Below are 23,898 nucleotides of genomic sequence, written 5' to 3' on the forward strand. Positions count from 1 at the left end.
ATGACTCCTGTGAGTCAAAGAGGAATATATGGAATTTGAAAATAACCAAGTACCAGAGGCAATTCTGGACAAATTAACAAAGGTGTGTACATGCCGTAGCATTACACGCAAAACGATTAAAGAGGCCATTTTTAATGGGGCTCATACATTTCCAGCTGTCAAAGAAGCGACTAGAGCAGGCACTGGTGCCTGTGGTGGCAAAGGCTGTGGTCCGCGCATCGTAAAATTACTAGCAGAACTAAAAGAACAAGGACGCATTTAACATTATCCCTTGTTTTAAAATAGAACAGGCCTGTTCTATTTTACAGAACCTCATATAGGGCCCTTTCACCTAAAACACAAAAGCTATTAGTTGATTATATACAATCAACTAATAGCTTTTTTAAATTTAAAGGACTGTTTTGTTGGGTTATAGCACCAAGTTAACGATACTTTCAAAACCACCGAGAATCGATTTTTGCAAGGGCACAAAGATGTGCGAAGCAATCGGTGAATTTAATATAACGATCAAGATGAGCAAGGAAACCATGCTAAATCGTGCTACATGAATTTGCCATTTAAGAGGCAAGAAGTTCATCAAAATATGGCTACCATCGAGTGGTGGCACAGGCATCAAATTTAAGATGGCAAAGTTAATGTTGTACACGACGATGAGAAACAATACGAGGTACAAGGAGTCATTGCCCAATAGGTTCGCTGCTTCCAAGCATCGCATAACAACGTAGCCGATAAAGGCCATCACAAGATTCGCCATAGGCCCTGCGATGGATACAATCATATCATCGGTCCGCGGGTCCTTAAAATTGGTGGGATTTACAACAACTGGTTTGGCCCAGCCAAATCCACCTATAATCAAGGCCAAAGATCCAATGAGATCAAGGTGTACAAAAGGGTTCATCGTAAGGCGCCCCATCATACGCGGTGTAGGGTCACCCAGTAAATCTGCTGCCTTAGCATGAGCATACTCGTGCCCTGCAGCAGCAATGATTAGCGCCGGAATGGACGCGATAATCATAATTAAACTTAATCCAGAAAGAATCATACTACTCCTTGTTATCTAATAGCACTTGGCTACTACATCATGTATTGATTTATTTCCAATTCATTAATTGGCTTCTCATTTATTGATTTGTGTTCCACTTATTGATTTGCTTCCCATTCGGCAAAGCCCGCATTAATGCAAGACAATGCATTCAACACACGAGGAAAGCCAATATACGGCACACATTGGGAGGCAATGCTAATCAGAAATCTCTTATCATTTCCTACGTTCAAATTACCAATGACATGCGCCTTAAGCTGCGCTTCACAACCGCCTTGCGCCATGAGAAAACAAAAGGTAATGAGCTCGCGTTGTTTAGTGCTAAGCCCCTTACGAGTATAGTAATCACCGAACATGTTCGCTAACCATTTATTGATATGACGCGTATCTTCAGGTCCCGATTGGTAAAAGTTACGCATTCCTTCACCCCAGATTTCCACTTGCTTTTCGATGCCCTTTTCAAGGCGATTTTCACTGGTAATCGTGCTGCGATGAGGATTTTGAATTTCTTCATCTCGGTAATCGAGTATCTTATTAGTAATCTTAAAGAACGGACGCACCTTCCCGATGCCAAGATACGGTACCGCTTGATAAATAAGTTCCACGATTTCATCGGGAATGACACCAAAATTTAATGCAGCTGGCATCATCAACGAGTATTCATCTGTGGCACCTGCCCCAACCAAGGTAGCTAAAATGGCCAAGAAACGACTATGCGCTGCTACATTACAGCCATCCTCTATAATGACCTCGTGAAAGGCAAAATTTTCAAATAGATCTTCAAACTCAGGGTCTATATATCCTGCTGGCGATGCAATATCGGGGAACATGCGTTCCGTATAGGCCTGCGCAAATTCAGATTTTGCCATCCTTACCTCCTAAAATAATTATTAAGCTTTCACCTAACATACAATTAATAGACTTTCACCTAACATACAATCTATCAACATCATAATTATATGATATCTATACATTCATATATATACAACAATGGTGAAAGCCCCTTATAAAGAACTTTCACCATTATACGTATCATTATAAGTATTTAATTATTATGCATGAACGTTTACAGTTGCAGGAACAGCATTTACATCAGGGAATGCAAACTCTGTGCCATATACTTCTTTCCAAGCAGCTTTGAACATGTTAAATTCATTTGTGCCAGGATTGATTTGGTACAATTGACCATCTGGAGCAAAGCGATATACAGTGTGCAAGCTAGGATGCACAATATATTTGAACAATGTAGCTTCGCCGTATTGGTTGTTATGCATATTTACTACATTAATACCGAATACATAGTTGCGGCTACCATCGATCAAATTAAATTGAGATGCTTTGTCAAAGTAGTAAGTTTCTGTACCGTTAGCACTGTTTGGCACTTCTGGGTAATTTGCCAAACCGTTCCAGTCAGCAGCGCTAGCTACGGAACCAACCAATAATGTTGCTGCAAGAGCAAATGTAGTAACTAATTTCTTATTCATAATGTTCGCCTCCACCCTAAACGGGTAACACTAGGTCTACTCCCAATGACCCAATAATACAATATCTAATTAAATTATATCATATTTATCGTTTAATATCTTCAGGATTGATAACACCATGCGCTGCATCAATGGTATCTAATAATTTATTAAGCAACTTTCTTAATTCAGCAGCTTCATGAACAGTAAAAACTTCTTGCGTGCTAGCTACTAGTTTCTTAGGCACATCGATAGCGTCCTTGCGAAGTGTATGGCCTTCTTCTGAAAGAGTAACCATTACCACCCGTTCATCATTACGACTGCGTTTACGTTTTAAGAACCCTTTTAGTTCTAATTTCTTAAGCAACGGCGTCAATGTACCAGAATCAAGGCGCAACACTTGCCCTAATTCCTTCACGGATAATTCACCATATTGCCACAATGCCATCATGACAATGTATTGAGTATATGTCAAATTCAAAGGTTCCAAATGCGGACGATAAGCATTTACGATTTCCTTAGCTACTACATACAAAGGAAATCCCAATTGATTTTCCAACATTAAATAATCATCTTCTGGAACCTCTGAAACGCGATTATAACCTGCTAATGTACCTATTTTTGCCATTAACTAGCCCTCCATTACACACACATTAATATTTCTAAATTAATTGTACACAATTTTCCATTAAGCGGTCAATACATCTTTGTAAATTCTTCAGCAACTTATAAGCTCATAGATGAGGGGGCAAAATGACACGCTACTGCGCAAGCGGAGGCCGAAGTCATTTTGCCCCCTCATCTATTCCACACAATAAGTGCTTTAAGAATTTACAAAACTGCATAAAGCAAGGGTCTGTCTCCGCCCTGCGGGCTCCGCAGGGCCAAAGTCGGCTTCAAAACACCCACACATCCGCCATGGACGCTAATCTATATTTAGCTAATCGCAATATAGCATTTTACATTAGAATCCATTAGGAATTTATAAAGATTATAAGAAAAAAGGGTGCATGGGATTGCACATCAAAAACTCATTTTCGATGTGCAACCTCATGCACCCTTTAGTATTAGGAATATATTTATCCTTAATTATGATATAAATTTGTATGAGTTGTTTTTTCATCTACAGCAGCCATGTCGACGAGCATGGTCCAGGTTAAAGCTTCTTGCGATACGCTATTCCAATGGATGGGCATAACAGGCATAGATACTACATCTGAATGATCTAGTGTGTTCATTGCCTTTTGTATTAGTTTCGTATGATTGACAAACCAATCTTTTATTGTGCTTCGCGTTGCCATAGTTGCCTCCAACTAAACTGTATCATTAGTAATAGTATTACTAATTTATATCTATACCCCCATAGGTATTTACTATTATATATACTATATACCCATATAGGTATATTTGCAAGTGTATTTTCATTTTTATTCTAAAAACAAAAGGGGCCGCTTACGCGACCCTTTCATATGTAATTTTTAGTCAATATAGGTTACCGGATTTCCTTTGATGTCAAGTTCTCTACGATTCAATCCATTTGGCAAGTCTGGATAGCCGATGGCAAGGCTTGCATATACTTTTTCATCATCGCCCATGCCGAGTTCGCGAAGGCGTTTTATTATGCGTTCGTTGTCTTGTAGGTGACGTAATTGGTTCACCCAGCAGGATCCCAAGTCTAGTTCGTTGCAGGCAAGCATCATGTTTTCCATAGCACAAGCTGTATCAGAGAAATTATTGGCTAGCACAGGTTTATGAGCCAATACGATGAGCACCGGTGCATTGTAGTGGAATACAAATTTGCCCTCTTTGGACATTTTAATGATGTTCACCATGTATGGCGGCGTTTGTTCCGTTACTTCCGTCTTGCCATACTCTTCTTGGACAAGGGTTACTAGTTCTTTCAACACATCCGGATTGGTAATGACCATAAAATGTGTAGGTTGTAAATTGCCACCTGTTGGCGCGCGACGACCTGCATCGATAACGGTGTCGAGCAATTCTTGTGCAACCGGTTCAGGTTTGAATTTACGTGTACTATGACGTGTTTTTATGCATTCTAATGTATTCATGATAAACCTCCTTTTGAGAGTATTCTACTATGAATTATTGATTGCTTACAAGTTTTACTATATATAGATTATTGATTACTTACAAGTTTGCCTACATATGGATTTCTGTCTTCGTCAGAATTAGTTTTATATTTCCAGGACAACAATAATACAGAGTTAAGTACTACGAGTAAGCTTTCCCCATTGTGTACGAGGGCACCCCATACTGGTGAAAGCGTACCAATCATGGCTAAGATAATGGCAATACCATTCAGAATAAGGGCAAAGCTTAGATTAATTTTAATAGTACCCATCATGTGTTTGGATAAAGCTAGATAATTACTGATTTTATTAACTGTATTCTAATTTTGCATGTGTTTATTACACAAATACATGAGCAGTTATTCATCTATCCTATCCATCGTATTCTTAATGCTCACACTTGGAGATAAGGGCCAATAGACATATATATGTGTCCTACAAAATAGAACAGGCCTGTACTAATTCCAATGAGCCCTATATATGGTTCTGCAAATTAGAACAGGCCTGTACTAATTCCAATGAGCCCTATATATGGTTCTGCAAATTAAAACAGTCCTGTTCTATTTCTAATGAGCCTTATATATGGTTCTGCAAATTAAAACAGGTCTGTTCTATTTCTAAGAAGGACCTAATAGTGTTTAATAAATAAAAAATCGCGACTAGTTGATTAGAAATTAATTAACTAGTCGCGATTTTTCTATTTTTATAGTTTTGTAAGGAATACCATATTCCATATATGAGTCGATTATACCTGCATGGTTGCCCAGGTGAGTACATCATAAATAAGTGCTACAACAACGGCCATAGCTAATTGTCCACCAATATAGACAGGCACGAGGTATATAAAAAATGCCCATAAGGCACCGATAATTTTCATCCATACGGCCCCAAGTTGTTTACTTTCAACCCAAGCCACAAAACGATCTAAAGGGCTAACGATTTTTAAAATCCATCTAGGAACGTCCTTATCTGGATTGCACGCGGGCAAATATAGCAATACTAGGGGCAATACGATGGCATCAATGGTAAGTAATGTGGTTAGCGTTAAAGAAAACCAGTCAGGTTCTCCCTCCCAGGTCACAGGATGTGAATAAAAACGAAGCCCCCACAAATAGGCTTTGTATACGATATACGGTTCTAACAGCCATAGTAGGGGCTTTGTAATATGCATAATAAACACTCTCTCTAAATTATAAATAGTATATTAATTATAGCATATTTTTTACATTTTAAATTGTGTACTTCTATGCACTTATATCTTTTTTAATAACATTCACGGATATTTTCCGATGAGTCTAAAAATGAGGCTGTTTGTTACAGCCCCATTCTATTATTCTACAACAATCGTATTAGCTCGTCTCACTGTTTCAAGCATTTTAGATCGCACTGTAGATTCTGTATCGAGTTTGTGTTTTCCACCGTACCAAGCCATATCGGTACCAGCAAGGCGGAACATGATTTTGCCATAGGCACTACCGGAAGAGTGTTCTGGTTTATTGAATCCCATATCAATGGACACGCGCGGTGTTAGTTGCAGTTCAGTGCCAAGTCGCAATCCGTTTTTATCAGCACTACGGTCCAGAGTCCAATGATAGGCTTCTCCATAGATGCGAGCCCAGCGCGCATTTTTAAAGGTTTTTCCATAGGACACGGTATAGCCATCGGTAATACGTTCCAATGCACCATTGACCATATGTTCATCACTCATACCGCGATAATAGTTGAAACGGAACTCGCTTTCACCAGAAAGATACTCAAGACCGGCACTCATGCGTCTATGTTGGCCCTTGAAACGGTGATCATAAAACAGGTTCGCGCCATGCAAATGATGGTCATCACTGCTGATGCGGCGATAGCCAAAACCGCTGTTAAGGGTCGTACCAACGTCCGCAGCGCGTGCCACGGAACCTTGGGTAAACCAAACTTGGCGGGATTGGTCGTCATAATGGCCTATAGGCTGCACCGTTTCTGCGCTGTAGAGGGGCTTCCAATCCTTCTGAAAGCTAAGCGCCACGGTAGTTCGTTTCATCCATGCTTTACCATTGGTATGCATATCATTGTTGATATTGGACACAGCCACTGCATTGATAGCGGAATTCACCGCATCAACATTAGAATACCGCGTCGTTTTACGCTCTGTTGTATCCATTACCAACGGTCCGCTTTCACCAATCTGATGGTCCGGCAAATAGGCCGGCGAAATATGAAATTCCTCAGTATTCACTTGTCCATTTTTCGTAGATGGCGCCGTATCACTGGCCCACACAGTAGGAGCTAGTAATACCCCACACAACACATACACTAAAAATCGCATATACACTCTCTCATATCTTACGTTCACGATTCATTAATGAAAAACTAATGAAATATCTATTAGTATACCGAAAAACTGTATATGCTGTCAAAAAACGACTGTAACAACATGCATGTACTGCGCATGCTATTACAGCCGTTTATAATAGTAATCAGAATATGGGGTACGATGTCATTCAGCTAATTACAAATTTAGTGCTTCCATCCATTCTTTTTCTTTAAAGCCTACCAAGACCTTATCTTCTAATACCAAAATTGGACGCTTTACAAGCATGCCGTTGGATGCCAACAAAGCTAATTTTTCCTCTTCGCTAAGACCTGGCAACTTATCCTTTAATTGTTGCTCACGATAAATCAAGCCAGACGTGTTAAAGAACGCTTTCAAATCCTTACCAGATTGAGGATACCATGTAGCGATTTCCTCAGCTGTAGGATTTTCAGATTTAATATCACGGTCTGTGTACTCAATATGATGATCATCTAAGAACTTCTTTGCTTTTTTGCACGTTGTGCATTTTGGATATTCTACAAATAACATAGGAACTCCTTTATCTACATATAACACTAAGAATCATTATTCATATGTATAGTGTAGCAGATATATCGATTAATTTCAATTTATTGTTTTATATATCATCTGTTGGAATAGCACCTACTTAATTATCGCTTATGATAATCTTCGTCACCTTGCTACCATTATGTTCAAAGAATATACCGCGAATGTTATCGCTATTATATCTAAGATATCCATAAAACCACCGGTTATTAAAGTCGATAAAATCAGGGCGTCCATAGACGTCCATAACCTTTTTCAAGTTGTCGCCAACGGCAATGCCTCGAGCAGTTACAGCATCGCGATTGCTTACGGTTATATACCATACGATAGGTCTGCTATCTTGCATCAAGGAATGTCCGAATTTAATGCCTCCATAGGTAAGCTCATCACGTTTTTCACTAGTCGGCTGACCAAGGCTAGCCTTTACCGCATCAAAAGATGTACCAAGGGACACACCTGCAATTTTCATATCTTCCGCAGGCAAATGGGCCCCTATGACCTGACCAGGTCTATAATGACGATATTGCTCTGCCTTTGGCCAACTTGGTGAAAGTTTAGCATTACTTGTTTCTAAACGATCCATGGCTTTACTCAGCCAACTGGCATCAGCAACAGAACTCATATTGCCAGCCAGTAATACAGCAATACCCAAACTAAGTGCTATAGATTTTGTTCTCATTATTCTCTCCTAGTCTCTCAAAACTATATAAACGATAAAAGACTTATAAAACTAGATAAATTCTCAAATTATCCCCATCCTAGTATCCAAGAAAGGAGGTTCCTCAGTTGTAATAATAAGGGTGTAAGAATTAAGGCTAATATAACAACTAAAAGGGTTATCCATAATATACCATAGGTTTTCAATATTAATTCAACAATAAGGAATAAAGATTTAAAAGCAAAAGAAGCCTGTCTTTTTTCTGCTATCCAAGATTTACATGAATAATATATCTTAGGTTTAGATAAAAATGGATGCAGTTTTTTACACCACAACATCAGCCAGGGTATAATCCATATATTACCAAACGTAAAAATCAGTACTAGAACTTTATCACCTAATGGGTATAGTTCCAACACATAACGATCATAAATTAAGCCACAAAAAACATATATAGAAATACACCAAATTACTAAAAGCAATAGCTTTACAACGAGGCCTAAAACAATTTTTATAATTGATTTACACATATTCACAAATATCTAACTCTCAAAACTATATGATATAACAATATAATAACCTAACCCCAAAAAGCACAATGCTTCTCAGCATCAGTATACTATGCTGAGAAGCATTGTGCCTATTGTTTTATGGTTTATTCGTATTTGACGATATATACAATTCTATCTATAATATAAGAAGATAGTCAGACGAGTCGAAACGTCAGGCGCATCTCGAAAATAGTAAAATCTTAGGAAATGGCCTTTCAGTTATCTAGTTACACTAGGCAACGGAGGGCTATTTTGCTATTGCTAGACAAATAAGCGCTATAAGGGCTCCAAAGGATATCAATAACTATCATATTATATGAATATATAGATATAACGCTATCTTAGAAAATCTAAGATAGCGTTTTTTATGCCCATACACATGGTGTTTTCAGTAAGTTCTGAATGATATTGTGCCCTGCTATGACGGTCATGACTGACGGAGCGCAATAGGTAAATTCTGGATCTGGCAAAATCGTTTTGATGTAGCAATCTTGTGTTTCCATAAATGATTTGTATATATCGAGTGAAAATAGTCCATAGTTACCACATAGTTCCCATCTATCTTTAGCGAGAAGGGCCAAAAATTCATCGGCATGTGGGTCATATGCAATGTTAGGTAAGGTGCTGGTTGTTAGCCCCGTATCACTATTTGTACATGGAGAAATATGATACATATACCCTCTTGGTGTGATACAAAGCATCCAGGGAATTGCTCTAGACATAAGGGTTCGTTTAAAAACGCCAAATACTTCTTGTAATCTTGATTTTCGCACATACAGAGCATAAAAGGTTTCTCTATATTCCGTTGAATCATCAGGCGTATCGAGATAGGTTTGTTCCACTATATCAAAGGGTACATTACATATATTGGCGAGGTCTTCAATCGAATGGCGCCATATTCCTCTACGTACTAAACTAATACGCCTTTTGGGGAATAATAAAATATATTCACTGCCAATATAATCAGATAAAGCACCAAAATGAATGCCATCTTGACGATTAAACTCAGGAAATTGCATACGCCGATAATCAACGTCAATGCCCGTGCAAGCATAGCTTTCACCTAAAACAGTGCTACCATAGGTCTCAATCTGATGAGGATCCCAGTCCCCTAAGTTATCGCCATACCGCATCTTGCCATGATCATAACGAAGCATCTTGGTGTGCCCCGTAGGCGACACGCAGAGCACGCAAGGATACCCATACCGCTGCGTATACCAACCGCCCACGCTGTGCCAGTCCGCAATCCGATTTTCAGGCCATGCAAACAAGGTCATTTCCACCGGCTGCTGTCCATGTACACCATTCACGGACGCCGTGCCATGAATCGTATGCTTATACCAATTTCGGCCAATCATATACTGCCATGCCAACGGTGGCGTCGGACCACGTTGGCCAACAGGATTACTAATCACAATGAGCAGACCCATCCGCGCTTTTCGATAGGGTCTAACGATATCATTAATTTGGCGCACTAAACCTGGATTCATAGGACATCCCCCTTTTACCTTACCAATCTTGATGAAAGCTAACGCTGTTTACACCTTTAGTATAAATGAGTAGATGTGTAAAATTTAGTGCATAGAGGTATGCAAACTCATTACTGCTTAACATATAAGAAAGTTATATAATTATACTTAACAAAGAGGATCTATGTATTGTTATAGCTCCTATAAAAAGGAGCATGTAAGCAGGAGAAGCTATTATGCCAAAATTACCACTCATAGTGGGTGCTTTCATCATGAGCACTGTACTGTCGCCAGTAGTGGCCATCGACGTCAACATTCCTGGTGCGGATTCTAAAATTCCAAAGAATGCATATATAAATTATCAAGCCACAAACCAAGCCATTGAACAGGATGTGGCCAATTATGTAGAAACGTTAAAGAGCACCGATAAAGCCAACGGTATTAGTAGAAACGAACTAGCCTATGCCAAAGAGGCCTCCATATATCGTGGCGAGCATTACCACAATACGGTTATTTCCGTTCACAATCGATACAGCCAAATCCGGCTTTCATTCCCCGTAGCAGGCATAAAGAGCGAATATAATATTGGCCGGTATAAAAATCCAGATTGCACCATAGAGGATTATCGCGTTATAACTGATAATGGCAGTCTTAATCTAGAAATCGACTATGCAGATTACAAAGATCAGGATTGGCGCAACACTAAAATTGCCTATGAAAAACTAACGGATAAGGACGTTCGTAAGTTCTTACAAGATAAAGCAAAGAAGAGTCCAGAAAAGCATATTTCTGATATAAAGGCGACTGTATTTTCATACCCTACCGTTACCTATAGCACTTGGGACAGCATGAAAATGCCTTACCTGAAAAACGGTCAAAAAACGACGATGACCATGGATACCATCAACTTTAAATATATGGGCTTTGCCATACGGTATCCTCTATATCACGCAGGTATCGCCTATTTCAATAATAAACCGGTGTTGAATAAGGTGCCTACTGACAATCTACTCGCCAATTACGTGCTTCCATCGATGAAAAATCTCAATGAGTTGAATGAATATTCACGCATAGAAAATCTAAATGGCATACAGTATCGCGTACCTAAAGATGCCCTATTCGAAGGTGAAAGTAAAGAAGGTTATCAAGATATTAGATATTACAAAAAAGGATCCATAACCTTTTTTTGTTTCTACTATCAATCTTACTAATAATCCGTATACTCGTAATCTTATCATTGATGGGCATTACAATTTCAGTAGGAATTTACATTCATTCTGGAATATATACCGGTACCACTCAACACCAGAGTATATTAATTACGCTGTTGTATGGAATAATAATATACCTGGCCTATCCATACATAGTTATGAACCATATAGTGATATTCAAATCCTAAACTTTGAATCCTATGATGGCACCTATGGTTTTATCTATACCATCTTTTATCCGAACTTTTTAAGTGCTGATGAAGTTCAAAAATTACGGAATATGATTGAGTTCTTTGATTCTACGAATAATCCGGAGTTTAAACTACAGCAACATGTTGTGTTTCCAGAGAGTCGCTAACTAGAAAAGTAAATACAACTAATCTGCTATCTTAAGATACACAAACAGCCAGTACCGCAATCGCAGTACTGGCTGTTTGTATGTGTAGTGTATTCTATTCTGTTATTATACAACTATTTAGAATTTTTGAGGTCTCTATTTTGTCTTGCCTTGTTTTTCATGTTGTTCTACAAGAGCAAGGAATTCTTTAAAGTTATTAATTTTAACGGCTTGCCATGTACCATCATCAAGTTTTTTCATAGCAAGGTTAAATGTTACGTCTTGATTAAGTTCTTTGGAATTAAATGTAACAGGCACAACAGCGCTATTACCATCAACAGTGGCAGAACCAATGCTTTTGAACTCAAGATCTTTAATACCAGTTTTTTCTTTCATTTCATCAGCTGCTTGTTTTTCACGGGCATTTTGATTTGAATCTTCAGGTTGCTTTGCAATGGCATTGTAAATTTCATTACTCAAAATAGGCACAATCTTAGGTTTCAAACCTTGGAACATCACCTCAGCAAGGCCTTTAAGTGGGTTGTCTTTAATTTCAGGATCTTCCAGTTGCATAGCTACAACATCGTCATAGCCTGAACCGATGATAGAATCTACATCGACATGTTTTTTGAAAGCATTCACATCGTGTTTTTCTACGGCTTCACGAGCAAGATTCAAGGAATAGACTGGTGTTTTTGTAAAGTACAAGAAATACCAACCTAGAGCAATAGCCACAATGGCTACAAGTACGGCAATGATAATCTTCTTTTTAGACATAAAGGTCTCCTCTCATGCGGACACAATAGTATATAACTTACTTTCAATTTTACACTAAAACCCTACTAGTTAGGAAATTAAATTCCATTTTATTCAAAAAAATGTATGATGTTGAATCCTATTTCTAACTATTTTATGGTTCATCGTCATAAGTTAAGCCATATGCCTTCTGGTAGATTAAATTAGGCAATGTATAACGTTCCAAACCAAATGTAGCAGGCAATATCATGGCCTCTATATTTGCTTGCTGAAGTGAGGCGCGAACGCTACCATCATTGGTAAAAGCACCTGCGGCTTTCACCATCCCAGTAATCCCAGAATTCTCATCCTTAGCACGCCAAATCGAAATATATGGTGTGTGGGCGCCCTGTTTAAGTGCTTTTTCATGCGCATTAATCAGATGGCGCAATGATTGATTAAGCTGGTAATCGTATTCGATTTGAATGCCTTGAATGAGATTGGATGCAGGCATCAATACATACAGAGTGGCCTCAATGCGGCGGTGTCCGTTAGAATCTACGATAGTTCTAATAGACTCAAGATTCAGGTATTTTCCATCGCCTCGGCCAGAATCAACAGACGAGTCGATATGTTGGAATCGTGCCGTATCTAATAATTCAGACTGTGATATGGCTTGACCTTGCAACGGTAATACGAGGCAGACTAATAACCATAGAAAACATAAATATATTCGTTTCATTGTCCACCTCACTGTACCACAATATCATCAAAGTGTTGCTGATACGTAACCATAAACATAGTATCTGCTAAATCATACAGGATTCGATGATTACGATTCACTGGGAACTTACGTGTATCCTCTGAGTACTTTGTCCATTTCACGGTTCCGTCTGCTTCATATCTCGCCACATCAACATCAGACATATATAAGCCAGGATTGCTTTCACTAGCTTGAATCAATGCAATCATGGACGGACTTGGATTCATCGTGCGAGACGAACGAATCAACGTAGCCAATGAGTAATTCGTATCATACTCTACAGTAAGCTGTTTCTCTTGAATCCCAACCCCATAGGATGCAACCGTAGCTATATAATAGATTCCACGCAATGTGTACTGCGGCGGTGCATAGTGCAAAGGCTCTATAGAATAAGTATTTAGGTAAACGTAGATGCCCTCTTTTGTAACAGGGTTACTAAACTCATGGTGATGAACCAATTTAAACTGCGGCGATGTCTGTAACTCTTGTAATGTAATTGCCTCTGTAGGCATGGTAAAAACTAGCAACACAAAAGCTAGCATTAAAATACGTCGGATCATAAAAACCTCTCTCAATATAAATAAGCACACCCCTATTAGCATAAGTATACTATGCAAATAAGGCTGTGCCTATAATTTATAAAATATATACTATCTTATTTTTTGTAGTGCCAATTTAATTTCTTGAAGTTCAGCACGTAAATCCGCATTATCAGCTTGTAAGTCCTTAATTTGCTGTGCCATTTCAAAGCGGCTCATTTTTAGGCTAGGATCTTGATAGCCTAATTTAAAGGAAGCACCAAGGTTAAAGGTGCTTTCACTACCTAAGGCAACGCCTAGATGAACCATCGTATTTTCATTCGGTTGATAAGACGTACCGATAGCACCAGCTGTTGCATTTTTATAATGGCCTACGCTAGTCGCAAAGGACCATTTATCATTCGGATTGTAGTCCAAGTAATGCAAGCCAGATAAAGCAGCTGACACAGCACCAGCTTTGTTAATTTGGCTGCCTACGTTCCCCATAATATTGCTAACATTAACATTCGCAGTAGCTGCGCGCAATTGACGAACGTTAACAGCATCTGTATCTGCTTGACCATCATCTACATTTTCAATTTTCATATCCCCTGCATGAATACCCGCTTCCGCATCATACGTCAGATTAATGCCATCTGGTCGACCATCACTAATAGTTATACCCGTCGGTTTAACTTGTGTAGCATGCACTTTCACAGTACTTGGATCCGTCCCTGGCACAATAGAGTTAACGGCCCCCACATCAACAATGTTCAATCCATTGTCATCAAAATCCATACTAGTATTGTGATTCGACATAGATAACGTGCCCGGTTTAATAATGACACGTTCATTACTACCATCTGGAAACTCATCATTAATCCAAAACTGCTTTGAAGAAATAGTGGTACCATCAAAGCGATTATTTGATGACATACTGCCGATAGTAATCGTATCAGTACCAACATTCACTGGTGCGCCCATAACATTCACACTCAAAACAGACAAAATTCCCGTTAACACTAATAATCTCTTATTCATGATAACTCTCCCTCTAACCTACAGGATCCAACACACACAAATAACCCTTATAGATCCTCATTCATACGTACTTATGAATATAGATAAATACTGAAAGAAATCTCATATTCCCCAATATAATTTCATTATAAGCACTACTTATTTTTACGTCAACGATGTATTTTCATCCTTTATTCATTTGTTTCTTTCATTCTACTCACTATAATAAATAAGGTAATAAGTTATATTCTTTTACATCACTTAGCACATTACTATTTCCATGTCGATCACGTTGGTACCGAATCAATACGACTTGATTCGTATATTTATTGAATACAAAAGATAAACCTTCGTTGTGATACCCTACGTATTCACCCACATAGTACCCAGTATATGTATCATATCCATGATAGATATCTCCATATGGTTCTGCTGGTCGTCCCCATTCAGTATCCTCAAGAAGCGGCCCATAAAGAGATTCTACTTCGCTTCGCGTCATACCTACCATAGCCCCTTTATTAGTTGCATACCCAGATTTTGTAATATATATCGTACTCGGTTGTGTACGCAAATCCCATAGTGAAATAATAACCGATTGGTCAGCAGAGATATACATATCATGATAGGAATAACGATGATCCGCTAGCCATAAGGAATAATGGTAATAGTTTAAATAAGAATACATATCCGAATTAGATTCTAAACCGGCTAAAACGCCCGCATCATCAGTTTTAGCAAACGCAGTTTGCCCCATACAACCAATAATAAAAATAGAACTTAACAAGAGTTTTACAAATGAGTGTTTCAATAGAATCACCTCTTAAAGTTTGTAGCAATGGCCTTTTCATTTATCTAGCTACCAAGCGGTAACGGAGGGCTATTTGCTTTTTGTAAGGCAAATAAGCGCCCCCTATTTCACAACTACATCATCAAATTGCATACCGTACACATATTCATACAAGCGGTTAGCCAAAAGATATCCTGCAAAGCCAAAGTCTACAGGGGCCGTTGCCATCCATCTATCACTCGCTTCGCTTTGTGCATCATACCGGTTTCCATCTACATGGAACACTTTAAAATCAATAATAGTAGATGAAATTCCTGAATTCTTTTGTTTAGACAACCATAGATCTTTATACGATGCTAATTGATGGGCATCCAATTTCTTAATTAAATTGGCAAAGGACTGCTTTGTATTAAAGGTATAAAGAACCTGCTTTTCCTGAATCGTGTCACCCGCAGGCATGAGCACATACTGTGTGATGGTAATTTGCTTTGTTCCATTCGGCCCGTTAGAGGCCTTGATGGAATCCTTATCTATATAGGTGCCATCACCATTGCCGCTTTCACCAAAGCCACGAAGCATTTCATAGTGGCTAGTATTTTGTAATTCCTGCATAGACATGCTATATGTTGGTACCACACAAGACAGTACCAATGCCATTGTTATATATAATACTTTCATCATCTGCCTCATTTCACCACCACATCTTCAAAATGCATCCGATACGCTTCATAGAATAAAGTATCCGCTATATCATAACGCGTCGTATTCGGAGCCATGCGCAAAATAGCACGCGTAGAGGCTTTCACCTGAATCGGCAACGACTGACCATCAAAAGAGAATACGCCTAATGGTTCCTCAGTTCCCACCATGCCTGTTTTCGTTTGTGCCGCATCAATAACCGTCGTCAACGAAGCACCGGCTTGTTTTGCATGATATACCTGACTCGCCAGCGACAAACGAGTGTCATAGGATACAATCCAGGAATCACTATAAATAACATGTTTCCGCGGTGATTGATACGCATTGTATACCGTAGCTCTAATTTTATACATAGGTGGTGCATACTCTAATACCTCTATGGAACGCGTATCTAAATACCACGTAGTATGCTCATCCGCATTAGGACCATCAGGCGTTACCTCATACATCACCTTAAACTGTGGTGACGACTTGAGTTCCTGTATCGATATCGCTTGGCTAGGTATGGTGAAAGCTAACGCTACTGCTAACATTATAAAAATACGTTTTAACATAAGACTCTCCTCTTAGAGATTATAGTTATAAACACTATACCTCATTCATCTTAATTTGACGATATATCATAACCTTATTTTTTCTTATGTATTAAGTTTTGATGCATTGTATTTCTTAGCATCTTAGCGTTCCCAAAATCTAAATATTCCATTATATCGCGTAGTTCGATGTGATTATAGTTTGCTTTTCCATCTTCATAGGTAAGATATATATTGTATTCATACTGATCATCCTGTATCAATTGAATCATACGAGATTTTTTACCAGAATTATATTGATCCATAAGATAAGAAGGAACCCCATTATTCCACACCACTGCAGACTGAATCGGTACCTCTTGTAATAGAAGTGATGGAGATGCATAGAGATAGTCACGTAGAACACGATTACAATATGCCAATATCGGGCTTTCAGTATCAGTAACAGGACCTCTTTCAATAACGAATTCCATTCCATGCCCCTGATACACACGCTTATTTGAATTGGAATGATTCGTATCATTCGTTTTTAGCACCATGCCCTTTGGCACACGATACGTAATATTTTCCCATGTAATAAGATCGCTGATGCTATCCAATGTATCCAACGATTGCATAGAAGGAATCACAATATTCGCCATTGCTGACTCTAAATTCGTTACAACATCCGATTGACCAAACTTACTCAACGTAGCGATGTACGTATGATTTGGCTGGTCATCAAATATAACATGGGCAAGCATCATAGGATTATTATCGTTCTTTGATGATTCTGTTATTATCCAAGTTCCTGCTCGTATACCAGGATATATGAAAGTTCCTTTACGTCCAGCGCTACTTTCATTAAAAGCTTGTTCCGGCGTTTCCGTAGTACCAGAAAGCGAAGCCATTGCATAACGGTCTATGGCAAATGATGTAATATCCTCACGTTTTAAAGGGGTCACTATCCCCTCCACAGTCCTAATCGGAGCTGTCAGTTTAGCATTATACCCCTTTTCATGTAATAAAATGACCGTTGAATCATGGGAAAGCAAGTCCATATACCTAATATTAGCCTTCTTTAATGCATCAGCATTGGCTAGACTCATTCCAGGCTCACTTGCAACGTCGTCTATCTCTTTAAATCTGAGTTTTAGAGATTCCTTAATCTCAAAGTCAGGTACTTTACTAGTATTGCCATACCGATAATTCTGATATACATTTCCTGGAATACTTGCATCTGCCCCTGGTACAGGCGGTTGTCCCTCGGTCACAGTGTATTGCGCCGCATTAATAGGCATGGTAAAAGCTAACGCCATAGATACACCTAGCAATATCGTTTTTAGTTTCATACAACACCTCTCAAACAACAATAGGCACGTTCTCTTATTGGTATAAGTATACTATATCCACGAGAACGTGCCTATTTTATATTCTATACGTCAATGCAACGATGCTAATGGAACACATAGCTCCTCCAAGATACCAGTGCCTTCTTGTACTCGTCAATGGTAGAGAATTTTGGTGTATAGTTTGTTAACCATTCGGTTAGTGTAGGTTGTGTCGCTTCTGGGTCTACGGCAATTGGTAAGTCCCAGATGTTACCATGTTTGCCTTCAAAGTAGCGCCATTTGTCTTGGGCAAAGAAAACAAGAACGCATTGCGATAGGCCTCAAAGGGCTTGCCCATTTCCTCACACACGGCCTTGACGAACGCGCGAATCCGCTGCCGTTCCAGCTCAACATGAGAACCATTGACAACCACATTATCTTGCTCCTCATCATAAAATGGGATGATTCCGCCTGTATTAAAATCCAAGCCAAGCAAAAACGTCGTCGTTTCCTTTCCCTCTATCGGCGGGAACAAGGACGACCGAATCGTATTAAATACACCTGTTGTACTAATCGTAACGTGACGCATAGTACCTCCTATATAACAAACTATATACTAAAACTCCATATATCATCTATATTTGACGATGAATGAAACCGTCGTTATAATATAAGAAGATAGTCAGACGAGTAGTTGCGTCAGGCTCATCTCGGAAAACATAAAATTTTGAGAAATGGCCTTTTCGTTTTTACTAATCTCCGGGTTAGTGGAAATGAAGGGCTATTTGTCTTTTCCTAGACAAATAAGCGCTATTAACGCCCCAAAGGCGATAACCACGGTCATCACCTGTAATAGGAGCATAATGATTTCATAATCACTCATAGGCTTACCCCTCCCTTCAATGACGAAGAGAGGCCCAACCTCGCCTAACTATCTTATGTTAATTATATATCAAACAAACATACGATACAATAAGCATCGTATCATAGAGATTTATAGATGAAAAACCTGAGTGAATTAGTTTAATTCACTCAGGTTTTATTAATCTAGATATTATATCAATATTAAAAATCAAAATACATCTTACGATATGCTTGAAGATTAGATAGATTTTTAGACCATTCACCTAATTCTCGACGTGTACTGACCTCTTTTCCATCTTCATATTGTCCATCAAAGGATAAAATATTAAAACTAGAAATAACATAAAACTGATCGTCACATATAAAAAGTTTAGCATGAGAGTTATCCCATTTCATTCGAAAAAGCTTTCCATACTTTTCGAATCTCTTTTTCATCTTCTTCGCATTTTTCTTCGTCCAATATGTTCGTTTATCATTATCTGGATTAGATTCATCACCTATACCATAACGAATCTTAATTGTAACACCTTTATCTAATAAAGATTCAAAAGTTTCCAACATACGCTCGTCTACGACATGATTATTAATCCAGGCTGCAAATATATCAATTTCCTTCGTAGAGGTTTGTAAAGCACTCTCAAATGCATGTCTGATGGCAGCATTTTCAAGAATTTTACTTTCATTATCTAGTAAATGTTTAAACTGTTTATTTTCTTCAAAATATTCATTCATCTGTGCTCGAAGTTCTTTATTTTCATATTGGAGATTCTCTACATTTTTTAGATATGTTTCATTCTCCTTCTTTATTTTTAATTGTTCTTTTTCTAATTCTAATTTATCATTGCGTGCCTTTTCTAAACGACGATGAACACGTTTCTTTTCTTCAGATAAATCTGTAAAATCCTTTTCTAAGCGCTCTTTTTCGTAAACAATTTCTTTTAATGCCGATTCTGCTTTCTTTAAATCATTTTTCATAACCGTACTCTGCTTATGAGCTTCAGCTAACATTGAGTCTAATTCATTAATTTTCTGCTCATAAGATTTTCGTGTAGCCGCAGTAATAGTCGCATCCTCTAATTTAGATTGAATAACATCGTATTCAGATTGTAGTTTATAGGATTTTTCCTGACTTTGCTTTAATTTTCTTTCAAAAGACTTAGCGTTCTTCTCTGCTCCTAAAAGTTGTTGTTTGGCTTCTATTAACTTTAGTTCTGTGACACTAGCTTCTTTTTGAATGTTCTCAATCGATTGTGCTAATGATTGTACTTGTGCTTCGTACTCCGCTGCTTTTTTCTCTAAAACACTATTTGCTTGACGTAATGTATATACTAAATTGTCTTGATTGAAAATTTTCAGATATAATGCACGACTATAATCTTCATCAACCTCTAATGCAGTTTCAGAACGAGAACTACCTTCATCATCAGATAAAATATCAAATTGAGCCTTAATAAAATAGGACTCATCTTTAAGAATAGCGGCTTCTTTTATAAATGAACCTTTACCATCAGGAATACCATCTATAATCTTTACTATAATACCTCTATTAATAGCTGCATCTTTTGCACCTCCAATAGATCCCTCAAAATTGATTCCCCAAGGATTACTAATATAAATAGATTCTTTAGCCGTTTTAAATATATCAATAATCTTATCAATAACTTTACTGCCTTCGATTAATTGAATCTTAATTTCTTGTTCTCTATATGTAGGAATAGAAAGCTCCACTCTCAATTTATCAAGAGTCAACTGAATATCATGTCGTTTATATTCTAACTCGTTGATAATTTCTCGAGTAAGCTTAACTTCATCTTGGCTAGGCAATTCAATAGATATATTGGCTACACCAATAATAAATGCCTCTAATTTTCTACAAAAATCAATATCTTGTGGTTCACCGTTAAGGTTAAGCACTACACTATTATAGTTATTTAAAATAGCATGAGCATGATGTAATAATTCTAGATATTCAATTAATACATCTTTAACTGCACAAAGATAATCATGATGATCAAGAAGCTCCACAAACTGTAATTTCGCTCGTGGAATTCCCACGCTAAGCTCTTTAATTTTTTCTTTACAAAGCTTGTTATATCCATAACCTAAACCAGCAATTACAGGTAGTGCTGCTATACCACCAAGAACAGCCATACCACCAGCTATCCCAAATCCACCGGAAGCTATTGTACCGCCACCTAACCAAGCTAATGTTGCATTAGTAGCAGCCGCACCACTTAATCCACTAATTGCAGCTCCCGTTCCTGCCGTGCCAATGCTTGTTGCTAGCCCAACTGCACCTATAGCGCCTCCAATGCCACCTGCAATGCCTTTTACAATAGAACCTATCATGCTACCTACACCAGATAAGTTACTAATATCATTCCCAACATAAGAGTAATTATCACTATTAGAATATCCAAACATCTGTCCATTAGTAGCATAATACGTTTGTAATGTATCATATATTTCAATCTCTTTAACCAACTGAACTTTTGATTCATTAATGTGAGTATAAAAACGACTTAATTCTCTTTTAATCTTCTCTATATCAATACAATATCTCTCATAAGCTGCTTTTATACTTTCAAATTCAATTTTTAACTGATTATATTCTGCCTTAGAATCTAAAGCTTTTTCCACAATAGAATCAAATCTATCAAGGGTCTCCTCTTTACTTTTTAAATGTCGCCCAATAGCTTGTTCAACCCTATATTTATTAGGCTCTAACTGTAATTCTAAATCTGCAATCTCTGCTAGTCGTTCATTCTCTTTTTGTATTCCTTTGACTCTATTCTCTTCTTTTTTAGCTTTATAAGCATCAATAGTTGCACCCGCTATATCTTTTAACGTTTTAAACATATCTCATCCCCCAAGTTATGTTGTATTTAACAAATTATATAACATGTATAATAAATAACTATGAATAGAGTATTTATAGATTACATTTCAATTTCTCTAACTATAAATCTATAGATATAAATTAATAGTTCCACTAAAATTATCATAAAGCAACAATAGATGAATATTTCATGAATAAATTATATTATGCATATTATTACCAGTCAATAAAGATATGAAAAACTTCAAGTATAATTATTGTAGTTTAATCTACATTAAAAGCTCTACCTTAGATTTTCTAAAGTAGAGCCTTCTTCTATTTCAATTCCCCTTTACGCACACGTTCCCATTCCACCTTTTCCATCGCCTTCGTTAATTCTTCATTCAATTCACGTATTAAGGATATAAATTGTGCACGCTTATCCGCATCATTCCAATCAATTAATATCTTATGCAATTTAAATTGTAATAGAGTGTTTTCATATTGCTTATATAAATTACCTTCAGAGCATATATCTCCCTTATCAGCTGTACAACAATATAGCTTATTAATAGCCTCCAATTTGGCAGAAATCTTCTCTAATGATAATATATGCTCTTTAATATAGTTATACACACGAGTTTTATATGAGCAGGTATTGCTTTCACCATTATCACCGGCGCCCTTTTCCCACCACGTATAGTAACGTAAACTCAAAACTGGGCCTTCTTTAATTTTATCAATACGCCAAAACATATATGGTTTAACGGTTAAATTGTCCTCATTTGTATTTTGAAAGCCCCAATAATCGGCATCAACAGTTCGGTCTAGAGAACGTGGCCAAAAATGCATCAAAGACCAAGGGGTACCAAAGCTGCTACCATGCTGAATCGTATGAGTATGAGACGCATCATCTATACGACCATATACATACGAATCGTCAATATTCTCAACGTGTTGTTTCAAGTCGGTCATAAATAGTGTTTCATGATTTGGCTGATTAAATACAGTCTGCAAAAATCTCCGTTGGGCAATTGCAGTATCTTGGATATAAAAACGAATATGCTCATCAATATCCTTATAGTATTCCCAAAAACAGCTATGCTCTATAGTAGCCCTAATTTTAGAGCTCAAATAATCCACAAAGCTCATTAAAATTGGATTATTCCACTCACGACAAGACAGTAACAAGGATAAGAACTCTGGCCCATCCACATAGGTATTAACCTTTGGATCCTTCTCCAGTTCTCGAACCGTATTCCAGTCATCATCATTGAACCAATCCGTCTTCAAATACGCCGTATGAATCGTATACTTTGACAAATCAAATTCTCCCGGTTCATCTCGTAATGCCCATCGAATACTATTCACCGCGCCCCAGCAAGCAGTCCCATCACGTTTTTGCTGTTGTTCCTTTTTATTATCTGAAAGATGTTGATATATATCTAATCCATTGTATTGATTTGATTTAAATGTTTTTGAAAGCAAGCATTTATACCGATTAATCTGATTGCCATGCTCTTGTGATGATGTTTTGTCTTCAATAATTAAAGCCGCCTGTAATTCTGGAACCAATACAAGTACATCAATATTAAGCAACTGCCTAAAAATATATACCCGATTAACTTTAGATACATCATAAGCCCCGTTCAACAAACGAGATAAAAATTGAGACCCAAACTGCCGCCCACTTGCATTATCGTCGCGAACAGGCATATTAATCCAATTCAAACACCAACAAATAAAGGCATCCTGCGACAACTCATTCGTCGCAAAACTAAAAATATTATTCTCCACGATCCGTTCGTCAAACATATTCCGCATCCCCTAATAATACAAACAACTACCCTAACCAAACCCGGTACATAAAACTCGATCAATTTATAATAACAATACCATCCTTAAGACAAGTATACAATCACAAACGTGTAAATTCCGTACCATATAAATGCAAAATTATGCCCTAACATCACCTAAACCACAAACGTACATAGAGAAAGACCCTATCGGCTCCTCAAAACGACTTCGGGCTCCGCGTAAGCGCAGTAGCGTGTCGGCTTTTCTCTCCTCCAGAAACAATGCCACTACATCACCTAAACCACAAACGTACATAGAGAAAGCCCCCATCTGTTCCAAAACCGACTTTGGCCCTGCGGAGGCC

The 23,898-nt window shown here is 37.9% G+C and carries 24 protein-coding genes and 1 pseudogene; 2 read left to right on the plus strand and 23 right to left on the minus strand.

All coding sequences use genetic code 11. The annotated features are described in order from the left end of the window. Positions 1 to 28: 28 nt before the first annotated feature. Entirely contained in the window at positions 29 to 262 is a 234-nt protein-coding gene (locus VAHSUH02_RS08235; RefSeq protein WP_005378014.1) for a (2Fe-2S)-binding protein, read from the plus strand. A gap of 147 nt (positions 263 to 409) precedes the next feature. Here the strand turns inward: VAHSUH02_RS08235 and VAHSUH02_RS08240 are convergent, their stop codons facing one another. The 12 genes from VAHSUH02_RS08240 to VAHSUH02_RS08300 all read right to left on the minus strand — a co-directional run bounded on the left by VAHSUH02_RS08240 (position 410) and on the right by VAHSUH02_RS08300 (position 10,163). Next, a complete protein-coding gene (locus tag VAHSUH02_RS08240; RefSeq protein ID WP_005378174.1) occupies positions 410 to 1,042 on the minus strand; it encodes a site-2 protease family protein in 633 nt (210 codons plus the stop codon). A 98-nt stretch (positions 1,043 to 1,140) separates the two neighbouring features. Continuing rightward, positions 1,141 to 1,911, minus strand: coding sequence for a carboxymuconolactone decarboxylase family protein (locus tag VAHSUH02_RS08245; protein ID WP_005384674.1), 771 nt, complete (start codon positions 1,909 to 1,911; stop codon positions 1,141 to 1,143). Between the two features lie 183 nt (positions 1,912 to 2,094). After that, positions 2,095 to 2,526: a hypothetical protein gene (locus VAHSUH02_RS08250; RefSeq protein ID WP_038125086.1), complete on the minus strand. Its 432-nt coding sequence runs from the start codon at positions 2,524 to 2,526 to the stop codon at positions 2,095 to 2,097. Between the two features lie 85 nt (positions 2,527 to 2,611). Further along, complete coding sequence (locus VAHSUH02_RS08255) at positions 2,612 to 3,133, minus strand: MarR family winged helix-turn-helix transcriptional regulator (protein ID WP_005384676.1); 522 nt, start codon at positions 3,131 to 3,133, stop codon at positions 2,612 to 2,614. A 457-nt stretch (positions 3,134 to 3,590) separates the two neighbouring features. Continuing rightward, positions 3,591 to 3,806: a hypothetical protein gene (locus VAHSUH02_RS08260; protein ID WP_005384677.1), complete on the minus strand. Its 216-nt coding sequence runs from the start codon at positions 3,804 to 3,806 to the stop codon at positions 3,591 to 3,593. A gap of 177 nt (positions 3,807 to 3,983) precedes the next feature. Continuing rightward, positions 3,984 to 4,574: a nitroreductase gene (locus tag VAHSUH02_RS08265; RefSeq protein ID WP_005384678.1), complete on the minus strand. Its 591-nt coding sequence runs from the start codon at positions 4,572 to 4,574 to the stop codon at positions 3,984 to 3,986. A 68-nt stretch (positions 4,575 to 4,642) separates the two neighbouring features. Continuing rightward, positions 4,643 to 4,870, minus strand: coding sequence for a hypothetical protein (locus VAHSUH02_RS08270; protein WP_005384679.1), 228 nt, complete (start codon positions 4,868 to 4,870; stop codon positions 4,643 to 4,645). Between the two features lie 470 nt (positions 4,871 to 5,340). Further along, positions 5,341 to 5,766, minus strand: coding sequence for a hypothetical protein (locus VAHSUH02_RS08275; RefSeq protein ID WP_005384684.1), 426 nt, complete (start codon positions 5,764 to 5,766; stop codon positions 5,341 to 5,343). A gap of 159 nt (positions 5,767 to 5,925) precedes the next feature. Then, positions 5,926 to 6,909, minus strand: a complete 984-nt coding sequence (locus VAHSUH02_RS08280; RefSeq protein ID WP_005384686.1) for an inverse autotransporter beta domain-containing protein — start codon at positions 6,907 to 6,909, stop codon at positions 5,926 to 5,928. A 183-nt stretch (positions 6,910 to 7,092) separates the two neighbouring features. Next, positions 7,093 to 7,446, minus strand: coding sequence for a Spx/MgsR family RNA polymerase-binding regulatory protein (locus tag VAHSUH02_RS08285; protein WP_038149077.1), 354 nt, complete (start codon positions 7,444 to 7,446; stop codon positions 7,093 to 7,095). Between the two features lie 118 nt (positions 7,447 to 7,564). Then, positions 7,565 to 8,143 carry a hypothetical protein gene (locus tag VAHSUH02_RS08290; RefSeq protein ID WP_005384689.1) on the minus strand — a complete coding sequence of 193 codons (579 nt, stop codon included), beginning with the start codon at positions 8,141 to 8,143 and terminating at the stop codon, positions 7,565 to 7,567. Positions 8,144 to 9,038: 895 nt separating this feature from the next. Beyond that, entirely contained in the window at positions 9,039 to 10,163 is a 1,125-nt protein-coding gene (locus VAHSUH02_RS08300; RefSeq protein ID WP_005384693.1) for a hypothetical protein, read from the minus strand. Between the two features lie 215 nt (positions 10,164 to 10,378). Here VAHSUH02_RS08300 and VAHSUH02_RS08305 point away from each other — a divergent pair. Beyond that, positions 10,379 to 11,711, plus strand: a pseudogene (locus VAHSUH02_RS08305) (hypothetical protein). Positions 11,712 to 11,846: 135 nt separating this feature from the next. On the opposite strand, the gene VAHSUH02_RS08310 reads toward VAHSUH02_RS08305, so the two are convergent. From VAHSUH02_RS08310 to VAHSUH02_RS08360, 11 genes are all read right to left on the minus strand, one after another. Further along, positions 11,847 to 12,467 (minus strand): hypothetical protein, encoded by a 621-nt coding sequence (locus VAHSUH02_RS08310; RefSeq protein ID WP_005384698.1) that lies wholly within the window; start codon positions 12,465 to 12,467, stop codon positions 11,847 to 11,849. Positions 12,468 to 12,600: 133 nt separating this feature from the next. Next, the gene (locus tag VAHSUH02_RS08315) at positions 12,601 to 13,167 is read right to left on the minus strand and encodes a hypothetical protein (RefSeq protein WP_005384701.1); all 567 of its coding nucleotides are present in this window, start codon (positions 13,165 to 13,167) and stop codon (positions 12,601 to 12,603) included. 8 nt (positions 13,168 to 13,175) lie between these two features. Continuing rightward, positions 13,176 to 13,748, minus strand: coding sequence for a hypothetical protein (locus VAHSUH02_RS08320; RefSeq protein ID WP_038149078.1), 573 nt, complete (start codon positions 13,746 to 13,748; stop codon positions 13,176 to 13,178). Positions 13,749 to 13,838: 90 nt separating this feature from the next. Beyond that, the gene (locus tag VAHSUH02_RS08325; protein WP_005384703.1) at positions 13,839 to 14,747 is read right to left on the minus strand and encodes a YadA-like family protein; all 909 of its coding nucleotides are present in this window, start codon (positions 14,745 to 14,747) and stop codon (positions 13,839 to 13,841) included. Positions 14,748 to 14,946: 199 nt separating this feature from the next. Next, entirely contained in the window at positions 14,947 to 15,534 is a 588-nt protein-coding gene (locus VAHSUH02_RS08330) for a hypothetical protein (protein WP_038149079.1), read from the minus strand. A gap of 102 nt (positions 15,535 to 15,636) precedes the next feature. Further along, positions 15,637 to 16,191: a hypothetical protein gene (locus tag VAHSUH02_RS08335; RefSeq protein ID WP_038149080.1), complete on the minus strand. Its 555-nt coding sequence runs from the start codon at positions 16,189 to 16,191 to the stop codon at positions 15,637 to 15,639. A gap of 8 nt (positions 16,192 to 16,199) precedes the next feature. Next, complete coding sequence (locus tag VAHSUH02_RS08340) at positions 16,200 to 16,766, minus strand: hypothetical protein (protein WP_005384708.1); 567 nt, start codon at positions 16,764 to 16,766, stop codon at positions 16,200 to 16,202. 74 nt (positions 16,767 to 16,840) lie between these two features. Further along, positions 16,841 to 18,076, minus strand: a complete 1,236-nt coding sequence (locus VAHSUH02_RS08345) for a hypothetical protein (RefSeq protein ID WP_005384709.1) — start codon at positions 18,074 to 18,076, stop codon at positions 16,841 to 16,843. 223 nt (positions 18,077 to 18,299) lie between these two features. Next, entirely contained in the window at positions 18,300 to 18,644 is a 345-nt protein-coding gene (locus tag VAHSUH02_RS08350; protein WP_005384710.1) for a hypothetical protein, read from the minus strand. A gap of 476 nt (positions 18,645 to 19,120) precedes the next feature. Then, a complete protein-coding gene (locus VAHSUH02_RS09730; protein WP_172460856.1) occupies positions 19,121 to 21,778 on the minus strand; it encodes a phospholipase D-like domain-containing protein in 2,658 nt (885 codons plus the stop codon). Positions 21,779 to 22,073: 295 nt separating this feature from the next. Beyond that, positions 22,074 to 23,552, minus strand: coding sequence for a PD-(D/E)XK nuclease family protein (locus VAHSUH02_RS08360; RefSeq protein WP_038149081.1), 1,479 nt, complete (start codon positions 23,550 to 23,552; stop codon positions 22,074 to 22,076). Positions 23,553 to 23,898 lie beyond the last annotated feature (346 nt).

The sequence above is a fragment of the Veillonella atypica KON genome (genome assembly GCF_002959915.1).
Taxonomy (GTDB): Bacteria; Bacillota; Negativicutes; order Veillonellales; family Veillonellaceae; genus Veillonella; species Veillonella atypica.

What these genes read in the sequence shown, in the direction of transcription:
- VAHSUH02_RS08235 (WP_005378014.1), top strand. Translation starts at nt 29, where the DNA reads ATGGAATTTGAAAATAACCAAGTACCAGAGGCAATTCTGGACAAATTA.
- VAHSUH02_RS08240 (WP_005378174.1), bottom strand. Translation starts at nt 1,042, where the DNA reads ATGATTCTTTCTGGATTAAGTTTAATTATGATTATCGCGTCCATTCCG.
- VAHSUH02_RS08245 (WP_005384674.1), bottom strand. Translation starts at nt 1,911, where the DNA reads ATGGCAAAATCTGAATTTGCGCAGGCCTATACGGAACGCATGTTCCCC.
- VAHSUH02_RS08250 (WP_038125086.1), bottom strand. Translation starts at nt 2,526, where the DNA reads ATGAATAAGAAATTAGTTACTACATTTGCTCTTGCAGCAACATTATTG.
- VAHSUH02_RS08255 (WP_005384676.1), bottom strand. Translation starts at nt 3,133, where the DNA reads ATGGCAAAAATAGGTACATTAGCAGGTTATAATCGCGTTTCAGAGGTT.
- VAHSUH02_RS08260 (WP_005384677.1), bottom strand. Translation starts at nt 3,806, where the DNA reads ATGGCAACGCGAAGCACAATAAAAGATTGGTTTGTCAATCATACGAAA.
- VAHSUH02_RS08265 (WP_005384678.1), bottom strand. Translation starts at nt 4,574, where the DNA reads ATGAATACATTAGAATGCATAAAAACACGTCATAGTACACGTAAATTC.
- VAHSUH02_RS08270 (WP_005384679.1), bottom strand. Translation starts at nt 4,870, where the DNA reads ATGATGGGTACTATTAAAATTAATCTAAGCTTTGCCCTTATTCTGAAT.
- VAHSUH02_RS08275 (WP_005384684.1), bottom strand. Translation starts at nt 5,766, where the DNA reads ATGCATATTACAAAGCCCCTACTATGGCTGTTAGAACCGTATATCGTA.
- VAHSUH02_RS08280 (WP_005384686.1), bottom strand. Translation starts at nt 6,909, where the DNA reads ATGCGATTTTTAGTGTATGTGTTGTGTGGGGTATTACTAGCTCCTACT.
- VAHSUH02_RS08285 (WP_038149077.1), bottom strand. Translation starts at nt 7,446, where the DNA reads ATGTTATTTGTAGAATATCCAAAATGCACAACGTGCAAAAAAGCAAAG.
- VAHSUH02_RS08290 (WP_005384689.1), bottom strand. Translation starts at nt 8,143, where the DNA reads ATGAGAACAAAATCTATAGCACTTAGTTTGGGTATTGCTGTATTACTG.
- VAHSUH02_RS08300 (WP_005384693.1), bottom strand. Translation starts at nt 10,163, where the DNA reads ATGAATCCAGGTTTAGTGCGCCAAATTAATGATATCGTTAGACCCTAT.
- VAHSUH02_RS08310 (WP_005384698.1), bottom strand. Translation starts at nt 12,467, where the DNA reads ATGTCTAAAAAGAAGATTATCATTGCCGTACTTGTAGCCATTGTGGCT.
- VAHSUH02_RS08315 (WP_005384701.1), bottom strand. Translation starts at nt 13,167, where the DNA reads ATGAAACGAATATATTTATGTTTTCTATGGTTATTAGTCTGCCTCGTA.
- VAHSUH02_RS08320 (WP_038149078.1), bottom strand. Translation starts at nt 13,748, where the DNA reads ATGATCCGACGTATTTTAATGCTAGCTTTTGTGTTGCTAGTTTTTACC.
- VAHSUH02_RS08325 (WP_005384703.1), bottom strand. Translation starts at nt 14,747, where the DNA reads ATGAATAAGAGATTATTAGTGTTAACGGGAATTTTGTCTGTTTTGAGT.
- VAHSUH02_RS08335 (WP_038149080.1), bottom strand. Translation starts at nt 16,191, where the DNA reads ATGAAAGTATTATATATAACAATGGCATTGGTACTGTCTTGTGTGGTA.
- VAHSUH02_RS08340 (WP_005384708.1), bottom strand. Translation starts at nt 16,766, where the DNA reads ATGTTAAAACGTATTTTTATAATGTTAGCAGTAGCGTTAGCTTTCACC.
- VAHSUH02_RS08345 (WP_005384709.1), bottom strand. Translation starts at nt 18,076, where the DNA reads ATGAAACTAAAAACGATATTGCTAGGTGTATCTATGGCGTTAGCTTTT.
- VAHSUH02_RS08350 (WP_005384710.1), bottom strand. Translation starts at nt 18,644, where the DNA reads ATGCGTCACGTTACGATTAGTACAACAGGTGTATTTAATACGATTCGG.
- VAHSUH02_RS09730 (WP_172460856.1), bottom strand. Translation starts at nt 21,778, where the DNA reads ATGTTTAAAACGTTAAAAGATATAGCGGGTGCAACTATTGATGCTTAT.
- VAHSUH02_RS08360 (WP_038149081.1), bottom strand. Translation starts at nt 23,552, where the DNA reads ATGTTTGACGAACGGATCGTGGAGAATAATATTTTTAGTTTTGCGACG.